This window comes from Pontibacter toksunensis (assembly GCF_042686245.1).
In the GTDB taxonomy this organism is placed as follows: Bacteria; Bacteroidota; Bacteroidia; order Cytophagales; family Hymenobacteraceae; genus Pontibacter; species Pontibacter toksunensis.
The window spans coordinates 163,828-179,309 of record NZ_JBHUOX010000013.1; the positions used below are offsets into that span (position 1 = coordinate 163,828).

15 protein-coding genes, 1 tRNA gene and 1 pseudogene are annotated in these 15,482 nt (G+C 49.8%); 10 read left to right on the forward strand and 7 right to left on the reverse strand.

Annotation, left to right across the window (positions count from 1 at the left end):
• Nucleotides 1-110 precede the first annotated feature (110 nt).
• Both ACFS7Z_RS17180 and ACFS7Z_RS17185 read left to right on the forward strand, forming a co-directional pair.
• Nucleotides 111-3,407 (forward strand): TonB-dependent receptor, encoded by a 3,297-nt coding sequence (locus tag ACFS7Z_RS17180; RefSeq protein WP_377487203.1) that lies wholly within the window; start codon nucleotides 111-113, stop codon nucleotides 3,405-3,407.
• A 116-nt stretch (nucleotides 3,408-3,523) separates the two neighbouring features.
• A tRNA-Ala gene (locus ACFS7Z_RS17185) sits at nucleotides 3,524-3,597 on the forward strand.
• A 279-nt stretch (nucleotides 3,598-3,876) separates the two neighbouring features.
• On the opposite strand, the gene ACFS7Z_RS17190 is transcribed toward ACFS7Z_RS17185, so the two are convergent.
• Nucleotides 3,877-4,323, reverse strand: a complete 447-nt coding sequence (locus tag ACFS7Z_RS17190; protein ID WP_377487231.1) for a redoxin domain-containing protein — start codon at nucleotides 4,321-4,323, stop codon at nucleotides 3,877-3,879.
• Between the two features lie 273 nt (nucleotides 4,324-4,596).
• Nucleotides 4,597-5,385: an SDR family NAD(P)-dependent oxidoreductase gene (locus ACFS7Z_RS17195; protein ID WP_377487205.1), complete on the reverse strand. Its 789-nt coding sequence runs from the start codon at nucleotides 5,383-5,385 to the stop codon at nucleotides 4,597-4,599.
• Nucleotides 5,386-5,596: 211 nt separating this feature from the next.
• Here ACFS7Z_RS17195 and ACFS7Z_RS17200 point away from each other — a divergent pair, with 211 nt between their 5' ends.
• Both ACFS7Z_RS17200 and ACFS7Z_RS17205 read left to right on the forward strand, forming a co-directional pair.
• Nucleotides 5,597-6,712: an oxidoreductase gene (locus ACFS7Z_RS17200; protein ID WP_377487207.1), complete on the forward strand. Its 1,116-nt coding sequence runs from the start codon at nucleotides 5,597-5,599 to the stop codon at nucleotides 6,710-6,712.
• Nucleotides 6,713-6,876: 164 nt separating this feature from the next.
• Complete coding sequence (locus ACFS7Z_RS17205) at nucleotides 6,877-7,239, forward strand: hypothetical protein (RefSeq protein ID WP_377487233.1); 363 nt, start codon at nucleotides 6,877-6,879, stop codon at nucleotides 7,237-7,239.
• Nucleotides 7,240-7,327: 88 nt separating this feature from the next.
• Here the strand turns inward: ACFS7Z_RS17205 and ACFS7Z_RS17210 are convergent.
• Both ACFS7Z_RS17210 and ACFS7Z_RS17215 read right to left on the reverse strand, forming a co-directional pair.
• A pseudogene (locus tag ACFS7Z_RS17210) lies at nucleotides 7,328-8,467 on the reverse strand (IS110 family transposase); the annotation flags it as partial.
• Nucleotides 8,468-8,485: 18 nt separating this feature from the next.
• Entirely contained in the window at nucleotides 8,486-8,692 is a 207-nt protein-coding gene (locus ACFS7Z_RS17215) for a hypothetical protein (protein WP_377487209.1), read from the reverse strand.
• Between the two features lie 474 nt (nucleotides 8,693-9,166).
• Between ACFS7Z_RS17215 and ACFS7Z_RS17220 the strand changes: the two genes are divergently transcribed.
• The 5 genes from ACFS7Z_RS17220 to ACFS7Z_RS17240 all read left to right on the forward strand — a co-directional run bounded on the left by ACFS7Z_RS17220 (nucleotide 9,167) and on the right by ACFS7Z_RS17240 (nucleotide 13,724).
• The gene (locus tag ACFS7Z_RS17220; RefSeq protein WP_377487211.1) at nucleotides 9,167-9,736 is read left to right on the forward strand and encodes a recombinase family protein; all 570 of its coding nucleotides are present in this window, start codon (nucleotides 9,167-9,169) and stop codon (nucleotides 9,734-9,736) included.
• Nucleotides 9,723-9,851 carry a hypothetical protein gene (locus ACFS7Z_RS17225; RefSeq protein ID WP_377487213.1) on the forward strand — a complete coding sequence of 43 codons (129 nt, stop codon included), beginning with the start codon at nucleotides 9,723-9,725 and terminating at the stop codon, nucleotides 9,849-9,851. Before ACFS7Z_RS17220 ends, ACFS7Z_RS17225 begins: the two co-directional genes overlap by 14 nt.
• Nucleotides 9,852-9,857: 6 nt before the next feature.
• Complete coding sequence (locus ACFS7Z_RS17230) at nucleotides 9,858-9,986, forward strand: hypothetical protein (RefSeq protein WP_377487235.1); 129 nt, start codon at nucleotides 9,858-9,860, stop codon at nucleotides 9,984-9,986.
• Between the two features lie 428 nt (nucleotides 9,987-10,414).
• Nucleotides 10,415-12,946, forward strand: a complete 2,532-nt coding sequence (locus ACFS7Z_RS17235) for a PAS domain-containing protein (RefSeq protein ID WP_377487215.1) — start codon at nucleotides 10,415-10,417, stop codon at nucleotides 12,944-12,946.
• A 316-nt stretch (nucleotides 12,947-13,262) separates the two neighbouring features.
• Complete coding sequence (locus tag ACFS7Z_RS17240) at nucleotides 13,263-13,724, forward strand: heme NO-binding domain-containing protein (RefSeq protein ID WP_377487217.1); 462 nt, start codon at nucleotides 13,263-13,265, stop codon at nucleotides 13,722-13,724.
• 47 nt (nucleotides 13,725-13,771) lie between these two features.
• Here the strand turns inward: ACFS7Z_RS17240 and ACFS7Z_RS17245 are convergent, their stop codons facing one another.
• A complete protein-coding gene (locus ACFS7Z_RS17245; protein ID WP_377487219.1) occupies nucleotides 13,772-14,158 on the reverse strand; it encodes a response regulator in 387 nt (128 codons plus the stop codon).
• A gap of 184 nt (nucleotides 14,159-14,342) precedes the next feature.
• Here ACFS7Z_RS17245 and ACFS7Z_RS17250 point away from each other — a divergent pair, with 184 nt between their 5' ends.
• On the forward strand, nucleotides 14,343-14,522 hold the full coding sequence (locus ACFS7Z_RS17250) for a hypothetical protein (RefSeq protein ID WP_377487221.1): 180 nt from the start codon (nucleotides 14,343-14,345) through the stop codon (nucleotides 14,520-14,522).
• Between the two features lie 301 nt (nucleotides 14,523-14,823).
• Here the strand turns inward: ACFS7Z_RS17250 and ACFS7Z_RS17255 are convergent, their stop codons facing one another.
• The gene (locus ACFS7Z_RS17255) at nucleotides 14,824-15,219 is read right to left on the reverse strand and encodes a response regulator (RefSeq protein ID WP_377487223.1); all 396 of its coding nucleotides are present in this window, start codon (nucleotides 15,217-15,219) and stop codon (nucleotides 14,824-14,826) included.
• A 78-nt stretch (nucleotides 15,220-15,297) separates the two neighbouring features.
• On the reverse strand, nucleotides 15,298-15,482 hold a 185-nt coding region (locus ACFS7Z_RS17260; protein ID WP_377487225.1), incomplete at its 5' end, for a hypothetical protein.

A 15,482-nucleotide genomic window follows, 5' to 3' on the forward strand; every position in this document is an offset into this window, starting at 1 on the left:
AACCCGCTTTCTCAAATACACAAGCTGAAGTTAACAATTAAATAATCTTGCATAGGGTTGATAGTGAAGAATAAGCGCCTTACTTTTGCGGCCAAATCAACCAACCTTTTATGAAAAAGTTTTATAGTCTTTTAAGTCTCATCCTGGTGATGACACTGATGACGCAGTATGCCTGGGCACAAGGGGTTACTACCTCTTCTTTGACAGGTGTTGTGACCGATGGTAACGGCGAAGGCCTACCTGGAGCAACTGTAGTCGCAGTTCATACCCCATCCGGAACTAATTATGGTACCGCTACACAAGTAGATGGAAGGTTCACAATCCCTAACATGCGTGTTGGCGGACCTTACACTGTAACAGTTCGCTATGTAGGTTTTCAGGACAAAGTCTACAACAATATCAACTTAAATCTTGGTACTGCTCAAAGCCTGAATGTTGCCTTGGCGCAGCAGTCTAATGAACTCAGCGAGGTGCAGGTTGTTTCTGACCGTAATGCTGTGATTAGTTCAGAGCGTACTGGTGCTGCCACGAATATTTCCCGTGAGGCCATCACCGCCCTACCTACAATCAGCCGTTCCATTAACGACTTCACACGTTTAACGCCTCAGGCAAGTGGCACCTCTTTCGGTGGGCAGGACAACCGCCTGAACAACATCACAGTGGACGGTTCTATCCTGAACAGCAGCTTTGGTTTGAGCGGACAGCCTGGAGGCCGTACAGGTACTGCTCCTATCTCCCTGGACGCTATTGAGCAGGTACAGGTAAATTTAGCTCCTTATGACGTTAGACAAGGTGGCTTTACTGGTGCAGGCATAAATGCTGTAACCCGCTCAGGTACAAACGAATTCTCCGGTTCTGTGTTTTACAACGTCCAGAATGAGAAGTTCATCGGTACTGAAGCAAAAGGAAGAGAAGTAGCTTCTGACAACTTCAACAATACACAGGCAGGTTTCCGTTTGGGTGGCCCGATTATCAAAAACAAGTTATTCTTCTTCGTGAACGGTGAAATTGAGCGCCGTACTGAGCCAGCTACTACTTTCAGAGCCAACAAAGGCGGTGAGGATGTAGAAGGTAACGTAACCCGCGTACTGGAGTCTGACTTAAATAACCTAAGCACCTTCCTGAGAGACAGATTCGGTTATGAGACAGGCCCTTACCAGGGTTATGACAACGAAACAAAAAGCAACAAGTTCCTAGCCAAGCTGGATTACAACATCAACAACAACCACAGAGCAAGTATCCGTTACAACATGCTCGATTCTGAAAGAGATGCCTTAACTAGCAACAGCTCCTCCCTTGGCTTCGGTAACCGCAGAACCAACCTGAATGCGCTGAACTACCAGAACTCGAATTATATCCAGTATGAGAAAATACACTCTGTAATCGGTGAATTGAACTCAACCTTCGGTTCTAAGTTCTCTAACAATATGATTGTTGGTTACACGTCTCAGAACGAGGACAGAGGCTCACGTGGCGATTTCTTCCCGCTTATCGAGATTCAGAATGCTGGCGCTAACTACATTACTGCCGGTTTCGAGCCATTTACCCCAAACAACAGACTTAGCTATACAACACTACAGTTTCAGAACAACTTCACATATTATGCTGGAGCCCACACTTTAACTGCTGGTGTTAACGTAGAGCGTCTTTCATTCGAAAACGTTTTCTTCCCAGGTTCACAGAGTGTGTATGTGTTCAATTCATTGGATGATTTTTATACTGCCGCTAACGGATACCTGGAAGATCCAAACCTTGCAACATCACCTGTTGAGCTAAGAAGATTCCAGTTGCGTTACTCGGCACTGCCTGGCGGCGCTGAGCCTGTTCAGCCTACAAGAGTAACCTATAGCGGGTTATACCTGCAGGATTCATGGGCTGCCATGCGTAACATGACAGTAACATTTGGTTTACGTGCTGATGTATCTGCGTTTGACGAAACAGGATTTGAAAACGCTGCCGTAGCTGAAATGACTTTCAAAGATGCGGATGGCAATCCTTTGCAGGTAAATACTGCTAAACTTCCGGACACTAAAGTTCTCTGGTCACCACGTGTAGGTGTTAACTGGGATGTGCTGGATGACAAGACACTGCAAATACGTGGTGGTTCAGGTATCTTCTCTGGTCGCCCTGCATTCGTGTGGATCTCTAACCAGATTGGAAACAATGGTGTGCTGACAGGCTTTATCTCGAATGACAGAACAACACAGTATCCATTCAACCCAGACCCAACCACGCATATTCCAGCTAACCCAACACTGCCAAGCTCTTACGAAATTAACGTTTCTGATAAAGACTTCTCTTTCCCGCAGGTTTGGAGAAGCAACCTTGCTGTTGACAAAGCTCTTTTCGCTGGTATAGTAGGTACAGTGGAGTTCATTTACAGCAAGAACTTGAACAGTGCCAACTATATCAACATCAACCTGGCCCCTGCCACTACTTCTTTTAGTGGCCCGGATAACCGTTTGATGTACCCAGGCTTTGGTCTGCGAAATGATGCCTTCAACGAAGCAAGCCGCATCAACCCTACCATCACCTCAGCTCCTTACCTGACTAACACAGATAAAGGATACTCTTACTCTTTCACTGCTCAGTTAGAAAAGCCTTTCAACAACGGTCTGTTTGCCCGTTTGGCTTATAACTTCGGTGAGGCGAAAGACTTATTGTCGGCCGGTAGCACAGCGGGTGGTACTTACAGCGGTATCCGTAGCGTTAACGGCAACAACTACCCTGAGCTTGCTTTCTCTGACAATGACCAGCGGCACCGTGTAATCGGCTCCATCTCTTACCGTAAAGAGTATGCAGGATTCGGTGCTACGCAAATCTCCATATTCAGCGAAGCACGTAACCAAAGCCGCTTCAGCTACACCTATAACGGCGATATGAACGGTGATGGCACTTTTGGCAACGACCTGCTCTATGTACCAAACACTGGCAGTGAACTTACTTTCTTACCTATCACAAGTAAGGATGCGGATGGCAAAACAATAGTTGTCTTTACACCAGAGCAGCAGGCTGCCGCTTTCGAGGCATACATTGCACAGGACGAGTACCTGAACTCACGCCGTGGCCAGTATGCAGAGCGTAACGGTGCTATCATGCCTTGGGTATACCAGACTGACCTTAGTGTTGTACAGGAGTTCTTCGTGAACGTTGGTGGTAAGCGTAACACACTGCAATTACGAGGTGATATCTTCAACGTTGGTAACCTGATTAACAGTGACTGGGGTGTGAACAACAGAGTGCTGCAAACCTCACCGCTTATAGCTGCGGGTGTAAATGATGATAATGTTCCTGTTTACAGAATGCAGACAATCGGAAACCAGCTGCTAACTAACACATTCAACACCTCAGCTGGTATAGATGATGTTTGGAGAGCACAAATTGGCCTTCGTTACATCTTCAACTAAGCAGTTCTTAGAATATATATTAAAAAGGGGCAGCTTTCGCTGCTCCTTTTCTTTTGCATTTTTTCAGCTGGATGTTTTTACATCTAAAATATTTCCTCTATTTTTGTGCCACACAAGGGGGATTAGCTCAGCTGGCTAGAGCGCTTGCATGGCATGCAAGAGGTCATCGGTTCGACTCCGATATTCTCCACTTATAATCAAGCACTTACAAGATAAAACTGGTAAGTGCTTTTTTATTTGCATACATTTTACATACAAGTATCTTTTATAGCTTCTTTTTTACCTCAGCTGCAGCCTGTACCCTGTTCTGGATTTATTACCCTTCTACAGGATAACATTTTACATTATGGACACATGGCACAAGCGGCACTTGTGGCATACATAAGCGGCACAAAAGGGGCTCCTGCTAAAAAGTCCAACTTTTATAAACTCGCTTATGAGCTAATACTTCTATCCTGGGACAACAGACTTAAGCCTCTCCCCTAGCGAGATAGTCGCTTTGCTTGACGAACTGAAGCCCCTGAAGCAGCTCCCTCAGGTTTGGTCTGGCAAAGGGCATGGTCTGAATGGCTGCCGCATAAAGGGGTCTGTCCAGCTTTATAAGAAAGAGCCCCGGCTCGCTGAATATTTCCGGCTCCTCTTCCTTGATACCTTTGGAGATATAGAGGCCGAATTCCCTTGCTTTTTCAATGGAGAGCCCGTAACCCACTTTCAGCTCGTTTATCTCCCACTCCTCTACAGTCTGCTCTGCCCTCTCCTTAGAGTCGGAGCTTGCCGCTATCACCTGCACCCCCATCTCCTCAAACTGGATTCTCATCTTGTCCAGCTGCGGTATATAGGACTTGCAGACAGGGCAGTGGTAGCCCCTGTAAACAATCAGCAGCGTCAGGAAATCTGCCTTCTCAACTTCACTTATAGACCATTATCCTCCACCAGCCAAAGGGAGAGACAGTTCCGGTACCTTATTTCTTGGTTTTAACATGCTCACTGGATTTAAAGGGTGAGGCGTCTGTTCGCTTCACCTTTAGCAGGTACGCGCCTCACTAATCGGTGTTTAGTCGTTTGGCCGACAAAAAGGGAAAAGCTCCGGAAGAAAAGGATGCTGGCTTAGAGCAGTAAAGCCAGCCCCACAGTGTTTCTGCAGAGCTGGCTCTAAAGTGTTATTATCATTTAAAAGCTACAGCAGGTGCTACATGGAACGGTGGTTCCTGGCCATCTCGCTCATGCCTTCGTAGTTTGCGATAGCATATTCATCGAACTTCCTTGGCTCCAGGAAATTGAGCTTTATATGCTCCTCTCTTTCCTTACCGCCAACGATGACGTTTATCTCCCTGTTCAGCAGACCTTCAACAGAAACACGGGCAACTTCTTCAGGAGTGTCCATCTCTCCGACGTTGGCTGTCTCCATCATGTCAGTGTTAGTGGCGGAAGGGTAAACTGTCATCACGTGCAGCGGGTACTGGTGGAGCTCCCTCCTCATGGCATCCGAGAACTGACCTACGGCCGCCTTTGTGGCTGCATACACGCTGTAGAACGGCATGGCAATGTACCCGAAGCCGGAGGAAATGTTCATGATGGCCCCTCCCTTGCTCTTCTGCAGCAGGGGGAGCGCCTTTTTCGTTAACAGTATCAGCCCTGTCACGTTGATGTTAATCTGGTTGATGATGTCTTCGTCCTTCTGTTCGGCAAGCAAACCGGCACTTACCACACCCGCATTGTTGATGAGGATGTCCAGCGCCCCCCACTGTTGAGATACAGCGGAAACCGCTCTGTCCAGGTCTTCAGCCTTTCCAACGTTTCCCTGGATGGGGAGGAAGTTAACGGAAGGGAAGTCTGATTTCAGCGCTTCCAGCGGTTCTTTTCTTCTTCCCATGACCGCGATGTCCTGCACACCCCGGTCCACCAGCTCTTTTATGATTGCTTTGCCTATACCGGCGCTGCCACCTGTAATGAGTACTTTCTTATTCTTTAGGTCCATCGTTAATCATTTAGTTTGTCTTTAGAGAAACGGGACCCTGGGCGAGGGGTTTTCTGCCTGTAGTGGAGGCAGGCAGTTTTCGCGCGTTGCTTTGCCAGCGCCAACCTTTTGCAGGTGTTCCAGTTATAAAACCTATAGCAACTGGGAAGAGTGACTGCCTCGCTAGAGGAGCCAGCGCAAGTTGCAAAGCTTATATTAATACAATTATCATATGAGTAATCAAGAAACAGGAAAAGATAAGTACCCTTTGCTGTTCTCTGAGGGGCGGCTTGGAAACCTGCAGCTCAGGAACCGCATCGGCCTTGCCCCCATGACCAGAACATCGGCCGAGGAGAACGGCGTACCAAACGAGACGATGAGGAGGTACTACACCCGGTATGCGAAAGGGGGCTTCAGCCTTCTTATCACCGAGGGAACCTACCCGGATGAAAAGCACAGCCAGGGGTACCTGAACCAGCCGGGCATTGCGAATGAAAAGCACGTGGCCGGCTGGAAAGAAGTTATCCAAAGCGTGCATGAGGCAGGGGCAAAGATTATCTGCCAGCTCATGCATGCCGGCGCCTTGACACAGGGCAGCTTTTACACAAAAGAAACCATCGGCCCCTCTGCCGTTCAGCCTAAGGGGGAGCAGCTGGGGTTCTATGGCGGCGAGGGGGCTTACCCTGTACCCAAGGAGATGAGCAGAGAAGACATTGCCGATGTGGTCAAAGGATTCGCACAGGCGGCCCGCAACGCCAAGGAGGCTGGCTTTGACGGCATAGAAATCCACGGCGCCAACGGCTATATTCTTGACCAGTTCCTCACCGACTACACCAATCAGCGGCAGGACGAGTACGGCGGCAGCACAGAGGGAAGGGTAAGGCTGCTGGTGGAGACGGTGCAGGCCTGCCGCAAGGCAGTGGGCGAAGGCTTTCCGGTGGGGATAAGAATCTCCCAGGGCAAAGTCAACGACTATACGCACAAGTGGGCCGGCGAGGAAAGGGATGCCGAGACCATTTTTTCAGCATTGGGCAGAGCGGGCCTGGACTTCATCCATGTGACCGAGTTCAATGCCGATAAGCCCGCTTTCAATGAGGGAGGTCCTACGCTTGCCGCACTGGCGAAAAAGTATGGGAAGCTGCCCGTGGTGGTGAACGGCAACCTGAACAACCCTGAGCAGGGTGAGTCGATGCTGCAAAGGGGTGAGGTGGATGTGATTACCCTGGGCAAGGCGGCACTGGCCAACAAGGACTGGGTCAGCAGAGTAGCAGAAGGCAGAGACCTGGAAGAGTTTGAGCCGCAGAGGTTCTTCGTCCCGGATGCGAAGGTGAAGGAGTTCGAGCAGTAAGCCTGCCTTAAAAAAGCACTGTAGCTGAATGAAGTAGTTTTGACTTACTATGAAAAAGGTTGCCTGAAGAGGCAGCCTTTTCTCTTTCTCAAGCCGATAAAGCCACTTATGAATACACTAATTATTGGAGAGGATGCTTTAGTGGCATCATTGCCACCTACCTGATGACTGTAGCGGCCCATTGGGTGCGCGCTGTTGGTCTTCCTCCCGCCGATCCTAGCCGCCTTATGGCTTACTCCTTCGGCCAGGCCCCTTATCTCTTCGGGCTGGCCACGCATTTCATGAACGGCATCATTCTGGGGCTGATGTATGCACGTTGGAGGAGCATGGTGCCAGGGCACTCTGTGTGGATGAGGGGTATCATTGTCGGCATCGTCAGCACCCTTGCTGCGCAACTGGTGGCGGGGCCATTCGTCGGTCCAAGCGGATTCTTTTGGCAGCAGCCCAAGCCGCTTGCCGTACTGGCGACAAGTGCTATCGCTCATCTTGTGTTTGGCCTTGTCTTGGTTACCGCTTACGAGGCGTAGGTGCAAGCTTTGAAACACCACTAAACATGCCTGTCAATACAAGGAAGAATTAACAACAAACGGTCAATGTTTTCTGTACAACTCTATTTCAAGTAGCTAAAAAAGAAGCTCTTGAGAAAAGTTTTTCAAGTTCGCCCTGATTTAGTTGAAGCGCCTGAATGCGTCTTTCCACCTGCCTTAACCCTGTCCGTCTGCTTTTCTCATTGGTTTCCTTTATCTCTTTTTTCTTGTAGGGTTCTTTCTTGGTGACCATGTTCCAAATGATGACGGCCTGCTTCCTTGCCGTTGCCGTGATAGCGGCTATCCTCCCTTTCTTGAAGGCGATTCTTCTGAAGAACGGCGTGAGTTCATGCTCTTTCTGGTTGCCAATAGCATTAGCCGCTTGGCGAAGAGCCAAGGCCAATGAAGACTTACCCCTTCGGGTGCGGCTGCTGATCACACGGCCACCGCTTATCTTGTTATTGGGCACCAGGCGCAGCCAACTGGCAAAGCTTTTGCCGGAAGGGAACCTGTGCAGGTCATTTCCCATCGTCGTCAGCAGGCAGAGCACGGTGCCGTAGCTGATACCGGGGATAGCAAAAAGGTCAGTTTTGAAGTATCGGTAGGCAAGCTCAGGGACATTGAAGCCGGGAGCGTTCTTACTGCTCTTCTTCTTAGGCAGTTTCACTGCCTTCTCTTCGGGTTCGGTTGCTGTCTGCTGCGGCGCATGCTTTATCAGGGAGCGCTCGATCACCTGGTCACACTCCTTCAGGGCTTCTTCATAGAGCCTGTAGAAGTGAAGGCAAGCCCTCAGCTCAAACAGCAGCTCATCCCGCCAGGAGCCCTGGAGCGCCTCGGCGATCTGCTGTTTGGACCTTTTCATCCTCACGTCCACCAGAGAGGCAAGGTACTGCGGATCCCGGCTCCCCGCCAGAATCGCCTCTATGATGGCCAGCCCTGACTTGCCGGTGATGTCACGGATGGCCACGTCCAGCCTAACGTTCATCAGCCGGAGCGCCTTCTGCATTTTGTGCGTGTACCTGGAGATCTGCTCCACCAGGTGCTGCCTGTGGTCATAGTAGGTGCGCAGCTCCTGGAGCGTGTCGCTCAAAAGAAAGCTGCCCGACAGTAAACCCAGGGAATGCAGCTTCTGGATCCACATGCAGTCCAGTACATCCGTTTTGCGCCCCTGCACGTGCTTTGTCTGGCTTCCCCCGACGAGCAGCACTTCGAATCTGGCTTTCTGAAGCGCATTGAAAAGGGTCTGCTAGTAGGTCCCTGTGCTTTCCATGGCCACTGACGTGACCCCTGCATCGCGCAAGTGCAGAATGAGCTCCTGGTGGTCTTTGGTGCCAATGCCAAATGAGCGGACATTCTCCCTGTTTTGGTCTATGGCCACAAAGTGGCTGCGGGATCCCACGTCTATGCCAGCGGCATGTGGGTTTACGATCTGAAGTGGCAGTGCTTTTCCCATGGCGTTTCTCTATTGGTGATAAATAGCTCCAGGGAATGCATTTATAGCATAAGATTTTTTCTGTACGGGATTCTCAGCAGAGATCACCAGTTCATTCACCAAATGCCCATGCATAGCAAAGGCCTATGCATTCCAGCCCATATTTTAGGAAGGACTCTTCAGGTTCCATTAACATAAGGGGCTTTTTCTGAAGCAGATACAGATATACCGTGCTTCGGGAGCTTCAGTTGTCATGCCTATTTCAATAGTGCTCGCGCTATCCATTGATTTTAGGACGAGTCACACAAACAGTGAGTCCAAACAACGTTCGTTTTCTGGACTCCTCCCGCCTCCCCCGCCGACCCTACCCGTTTCCGGCCCCAATCAGTCCAGAAACCCGGTCTACTAATGAACGCCCAAGAACCCTTGCTTCTTTATCTTTTTTGACTATATTAGGGTAGAATTCTACTGTTCACCTTTTCACTTCACCCGCCCATGCTCATCGGCTACGCCCGCGTCTCAACCGCAGAACAAAACCTGGCCCTCCAGCAGGATGCCCTGCAGCAGGCCGGGTGCCAGAAAATCATCAGCGACACCATCAGCGGCACCCGCTCCGAGCGCCCCGGCCTGACCCGGCTCAAGGAGCAGCTACGCCAGGGCGACACCCTGGTCATCTGGCGGCTTGACCGGCTGGGCTGCTCCCTGAAGGACCTGATTACTTGGGCGCAGTACCTGGAGGCCAACGGCATCGCCCTCAGGAGCCTGCAGGAGGCCATCGACACCTCCACCCCTGCCGGCAAACTGGTGTTCCACATGTTCGGGGCCCTGGCCGAGTTCGAGCGGAACCTGATTAAGGAGCGGACGGAGGCCGGGCTTGCCGCCGCCCGGGCGCGCGGGCGCAAAGGGGGAAGGCCGCGCAGCTTGGGGAAAGACAAGCGCAGGCTGGTGGTGCAGCTCTACAACAGCAAGGAGCATACGCTCAAGCAGATTCAGGACCTGATGAACATCAGCAAGCAGACCATCTATAACCTAGTGGAGGAGGAAACGGGCCATGCCGCCGAATAGCACTATTGCTTACCTGGTGCGCCACCAGCCGGAAAAGAACATGCACCGCTATTACCGGCTGTATGTCACCCCCACCCCCACCCTCTTCAGTGAATTCGCGCTGGTGCGGGAGTGAGGCCGGATCGGCAAGGGAGGACAGCGCAGGGAAGACTGGTACGACACGCTCGAACAGGCCTGCGGGGAGCGGGAGCGCCTGGCCGGCAGGAAGCGGCGGAAAGGGTACTGCGATGCGTACAGGCACATTGTTTAAAACAATCCTAAAAATTGAATGAAGGTATTCTATAGCTCATGTCATTGTCATGTCTATGTCACAGAGCTACTTCAATTTCGGTGTTCGCTACAGGTTCGGCTCGCTGTTCAACAATGTCGTCAACCCGCGCTTTGACGGTGGCGGAGGAATGATATTCTATAATTGAGCAGGACTGGAGTTCTCTTGTAAACTATCACGCATGATTCGCTATCTACAGCATCCCTCCCCTGTGGCGGGAAATCAGACTGGCCTAAACTCCCCTTTTTCCAACTTCATTATTTAATGCACCATACTGCAATTCAGTATAATATAGTGCAAAAGCTCTTAACTTTGACATAAGACTGAGTAGTCCGTTATTCGTTTCTGTTAGCGATAATAGAGAACTACGGGTACTGCAGCGTAATAAGACAATCAAGATATAGCTTACAATGTTGAACAGGATACAGCCCACACAGCAAGAGGGAAATGATGCCGAGGCCTTGCCGTTACTGAAGATATTCGAAGCGCTGCCGGGGCTACTACTCGTGCTGTCCCCAACCCTTGTCATCAGGGCTGCTACAAACGCTTACCTGCAAGAGACGCTAACCGAAAGAGAAAACATTGTGGGGAGGTATGTCTTTGATGTGTTTCCAGACAACCCCCATGTACCAGAGTCTTTATCCACCAGTAGCCTAATGGCTTCCTTTCAGCAGGTTCTCACCACAGGAAAGCCGCACTCGATGGATGTCTTCCAGTATGACATTCCGGACCCTGCCAATCCAGGCGGTTTTATGGAGCGCTACTGGAACACTACTAACACACCTGTTCTTAATGAGCAGGGGGAAGTGCTTTATATGATACATGAGACGGCAAATGTCTCGGAAGAAGTAAAGGCGAAAAATCTGTTGGAGCAAAGCCGGAAAAGGGAGCAGGAAGCTTTAGCGCAGGCCGAGCAGCAGCGGTTGCGCCTGGAGCGCCTTTTTGAACAGGCGCCTGCGGCTTTTGCCATGCTGGAGGGTCCGGAACTGGTGTACAAGGTTATCAATAACGCCTATCAGCAGCTCTTTCCGGGACGTCAGATGCTAAACCTGCCGCTCTTCGAGGCACTGCCTGAGCTCAGGGATCAACCTGTTTTTGATATTGTGCAAAACGTCGTTACCACAGGAGAGACCTATGAAGGGAAAGAGGTTCTGATTCCGGTGGCCAGGTATGAAGGGCAGCCTACGGATGACATCTACTGGAACTTCATCTACCAGGCGCTCTATAATGCGCAGGGACAAATCAGCGGCATGCTCGTTTTCGCGCTGGATGTGACAGAGTTTGTGGAGGCCCGGCGCCAGGTAGAGAAAAGCGCCGAATCCCTACAGGGTTTAAATACAGAGCTGGAGGAGCGGGTAAAGAGCAGAACGAGGGAACTACAGCTGGCGCAGGCAGAAGCCTGGAGCCAGAAGCAGCAGTTAGAGGACTTGTTCATGCAGGCTCCGGCAGCGATCTGCATCCTAGATGGACCTGAATTAGTCTTCCAGCTGGTGAACCCGGTTTACAAGCAGATTTTTCCTGGTAGGGACATTCAGGGAAAGCCCCTGTTAAAGGCTCTTCCCGAATTGGAAGGTACGGCCATTCCTGCCATTCTGAACAGCGTGTACCAGACAGGGGAGACTTATGTTGCCAGCGATCTCCCTCTGATGTTGGCCCGCTATGAAGGAGCCCCACTGGAAGAGATCTTCTGGACCTTCACCTACCTGGCCAGGCGCAATGGAGAGGGCATAGTAGACGGAGTGCTGGTTTATGCCCATGATGTGACGAATCAGGTAGAAGCCAGAAGGTCCATAGAGGCCACAGCTCAGCAGTTGCAGCTTATTACGGACTCACTGCCGGTACTTATCAGCTACATGGACAGGAAGAAGAAGTACCGCTTTGCAAATAAGATTTACAATGCATGGTTCGACCTGAAAGGGGAAAGCATCGTCAACAAGCATATTTCCGAGGTCATAGGGGATGAGGCCTATGAGAAAATAAAAGGATACATCAGGCACGCTCTGGCTGGAGAAAAAGTCGATTATGAAGCAGCCATGCCTTATAGAGAAGGGTTGAAGCATGTCCGCATCAGCTATGTCCCTGATTTCCGCAACGGTAAGGTCGTTGGTTTTTATTCGCTGGTTATGGACATGTCTGAGCAGGTAGCCGCCCGTGAGGCCCTGCAGAGAAGCGAACAGGAAGCCAAAGACATTGCCAAAGAGCTGGTGGCGGCAAATAAGCAACTCACCCACATAAATGCTGACCTGGACACCTTTATCTATACCGCCTCTCATGATTTGAAAGCTCCTATCTCTAACATCGAGATGCTAATGGAGGAGCTGCTCCTTGAGCTTCCACTGCAGAGCCTGGAGCAGGGAGAGTTGAGTACAATCATCGGGATGATGAGAGGAGCCATTGCCCGCTTCAAAAAGACAATTGACAGCCTGACGCAAATTTCCAAGCTTCAGAAGGATGAACATGGCATGGAGGCGTCTGTAAGCCTTAAAGAGGTGGTACAGGAAGTGAGGCAAGACATGGAGCAAATCATCCTGAAGTCTGGGGCGCAGGTTCATGTCTCCATCGAATCATGCAATACCGTTACGTTCTCTGAGAAGAACCTGCGCAGTGTCGTCTACAATCTTCTGTCGAACGCCGTCAAATACCGGCACCCGGAAAGAGAGCTCACAATAGATGTCAGCTGCCAGGAAGAAGGGGAGTATGTTGTGCTGCAGGTCAGAGACAATGGACTTGGCCTCAGCGCGGAGCAACAAGGCAAGCTTTTCACGATGTTCAGGCGCTTCCACGACCATGTGGAAGGGTCCGGCGTTGGGCTTTTCATGGTGAAAAGGATAATGGACAATGCAGGCGGAAAAATAAAAGTTAGAAGCAAGGAGGGAGAAGGTACCCTGTTCAGCATCTACTTTATAAAGAACAGCCAGGCGGCTGAACGGCCCTTGCTGTAGTAGAAGGAATCAAGATCCAGGTGCAGTCGCCCAGCGCTACTGTGGAGAACAGAATACAGCCCAGGCGGTGCCGTTGGGGTTGCAGAACTTTAGCAACAAAGCTATGGCTTTAGAATGGCTGGTGAGTGAGCCTTCATCAAGCTTTCATTTACACTGGGTGGTTCTTATCTTGTGTCCCGCAACTTATTTACAAGAACAAAGGAGAGGGTATAATAGAACAGTGCATGGAGGATAAGATTATACATGAGGACAGGATGCATGGCTCTATTTTCGTCCTGCTTAAGGGCTGCGTGGAGAGTTTGTACGGGTATAGCACGTGGGTGAACCTGCTGGAGGGCATGCTCCCTTCCAGATGGACGAGACATACCCCACCAGCGAAATCGCTGCCATTGTAGGCAAAGCCTCCGAGCTGATGGGAATTCCGCCGCACCAGCTGATGGAGAAGTACGGGGAGTCGCTGGTGCCGGACCTGTTTCTGATATACAAAAAGTACATGCGCCCTGAGTGGCGCACCTACGATATGCTGCTCAACACAGAAGCGGCTATGCATGCTGCCGTCAGGAAAGAGGACAGCCGGGCGACACCGCCCCTGCTGCTGGTGACAAAGAAGGGCAGAAGGCAGTTGGTTGTCGACTACTACTCCAGGCGCAGGATGGCGGCTGTTGCCGTTGGCATCATCAAGGGCATCGCCAAATACGAAAGCGAAAAGGTGGAGGTCACGCTCCTGACGCCGGTGGGGGAGGAAAGAGTCCAGATAAGAGTGTACTTTCTATCGTGAGGAAGGTGCCTGGTAGCAAAACATCAGGAAATAACTCTTCCTGCACCTCAGTCTATAACACTGAGCAGTTTCTCCCTGGTAAGCAGCTTGGAGAGGAAGGTCACTGCCGGATCCACGTCTGCCCTGTCTACGGCTTTGTAAATTAGGCTACTGCTGTTGAGTACAAGCTTCGTGCTGTTGAAGTCAACCAGGTTCAGCCTATGCAGTTCTCCCATGAAAATGAGACCGTTCATAACAGGCATGTCAATATCGGAGATGATAAGCTCCGGCAGCTGCTCTTTTTCAATCCTCTCCTTTAACAGTTTCAAGGCATCCTCCCCGTTCACAGCGGTATCAACCTCCACCACCCCCCACAGTTGCCTGAGCAACCGCTGCGTGAGGTACAAACAGGTTGCATCATCATCGACCAGTAATATCCTTGAAATCACCTTCATACCTCAATTTATCTTTCTCCCGGTACTTCTACTCCCTTCGCAACGAGAGTGTAGACGAAGTAGATGATTTCTGACCTAAGAATCGTTTCATTTAAGTAATAGCTCCTGCATTTTAAGTATTTTACGCTATAACGTTCAGTAATAAACCGACAGCAACAAAAGAACAAGTGCCGTAATCTTGTACATGTCATTTCTGTATGAACATATCAAGAATGTGGAGGTAAAGCAGCTGAGTGCTTTTGAAGTCACTCAGTGCCTGTTCTACCTTCACGCTCTGACAAAGGATAACCCTGACCTGCACCGTGAAAGTCAGCCACTCCGGGAGGAGTTGAAGGACAGGCTGCGGGAGTTGCGGAACGAGTAAAAGAAAGTGTGGGGAAGTATTGAGGCGCTAGTTCGTGTTGGACTTTACTGCCCTACATACATTTATGGATGAAAACGCATATCTGCATATCAAGTCATGGGTGCTCAGCCAGCCTTCTCTTTTTCTGCAACAGGATTTGAGAGACCAGAACCAAGACAGGGAGTTCGATCAGTGAACCAATCACCAGAGCCAAGGCAATGAGCGGTGTATCCGGGAAAGGAGGCATTCAGCACCTGGCTGTTTAACTCCTTGCCAGAATGATTTGGTGCTTTATAATATGTTGTAAAAGAATGACGTGCAATCAAAAATACTTTTTTACCAAGGCTACATAATCCATGGTTGTAAAGGGTTTGTATATGTGGTCGGTAATATCGACGTAAGTCTTTATTTTTACCAAATCGTAGAAACTGGCTGAGGAAGTCAATCCAAATATATGGTTTGCTTTATATTTTGGGTCTAGGTTTTTATAGATTTCTAAAAACTCAAACCCATTCATTTCCGGCATTTGAATATCGAGTAGAATAAGGTCTAGCGGTAAAGTGATATTCTCAATCTGATGGAAATAATCTAAGGCTTCCTGGCCGCTTGTAACTGCATCTACGTGCGTACTTAAATTGGCATTCAGAATGTTGCGTTTGTTTATTAAATTAGTGGTCTCATCATCATCTATCAATAATACGCGGTGCAATAATTCCATTTGGTCAAATATATAGATTTAGAATAAGTAATTTTTAAATAGCTGTATCCAAGACAAGCGTTTCTATCTGGCAAACAACTAAACTGATTTTTGAGAAGCGAATAAAACCTCTTTCATTTTATCTACGTGACCCTGGATGGCTTCCGCTTTTTCATGGTAACTTTTAGCCATCGTGGAAAGTCCTTTACGGGCGTGGTCGTTTTCCATCTTCATAAACAGGTTGCGCCGTTCTTCCATAATCCGCAAAGCTGTCCAGAGTGTCG

Bases quoted from the DNA above. Each gene is read 5' to 3' on its own strand.
- ACFS7Z_RS17180 (WP_377487203.1), top strand. From the start codon at position 111: ATGAAAAAGTTTTATAGTCTTTTAAGTCTCATCCTGGTGATGACACTG.
- ACFS7Z_RS17195 (WP_377487205.1), bottom strand. From the start codon at position 5,385: ATGGACCTAAAGAATAAGAAAGTACTCATTACAGGTGGCAGCGCCGGT.
- ACFS7Z_RS17200 (WP_377487207.1), top strand. From the start codon at position 5,597: ATGAGTAATCAAGAAACAGGAAAAGATAAGTACCCTTTGCTGTTCTCT.
- ACFS7Z_RS17205 (WP_377487233.1), top strand. From the start codon at position 6,877: ATGACTGTAGCGGCCCATTGGGTGCGCGCTGTTGGTCTTCCTCCCGCC.
- ACFS7Z_RS17215 (WP_377487209.1), bottom strand. From the start codon at position 8,692: ATGGGAAAAGCACTGCCACTTCAGATCGTAAACCCACATGCCGCTGGC.
- ACFS7Z_RS17220 (WP_377487211.1), top strand. From the start codon at position 9,167: ATGCTCATCGGCTACGCCCGCGTCTCAACCGCAGAACAAAACCTGGCC.
- ACFS7Z_RS17225 (WP_377487213.1), top strand. From the start codon at position 9,723: ATGCCGCCGAATAGCACTATTGCTTACCTGGTGCGCCACCAGCCGGAA.
- ACFS7Z_RS17235 (WP_377487215.1), top strand. From the start codon at position 10,415: ATGTTGAACAGGATACAGCCCACACAGCAAGAGGGAAATGATGCCGAG.
- ACFS7Z_RS17245 (WP_377487219.1), bottom strand. From the start codon at position 14,158: ATGAAGGTGATTTCAAGGATATTACTGGTCGATGATGATGCAACCTGT.
- ACFS7Z_RS17250 (WP_377487221.1), top strand. From the start codon at position 14,343: ATGTCATTTCTGTATGAACATATCAAGAATGTGGAGGTAAAGCAGCTG.
- ACFS7Z_RS17255 (WP_377487223.1), bottom strand. From the start codon at position 15,219: ATGGAATTATTGCACCGCGTATTATTGATAGATGATGATGAGACCACT.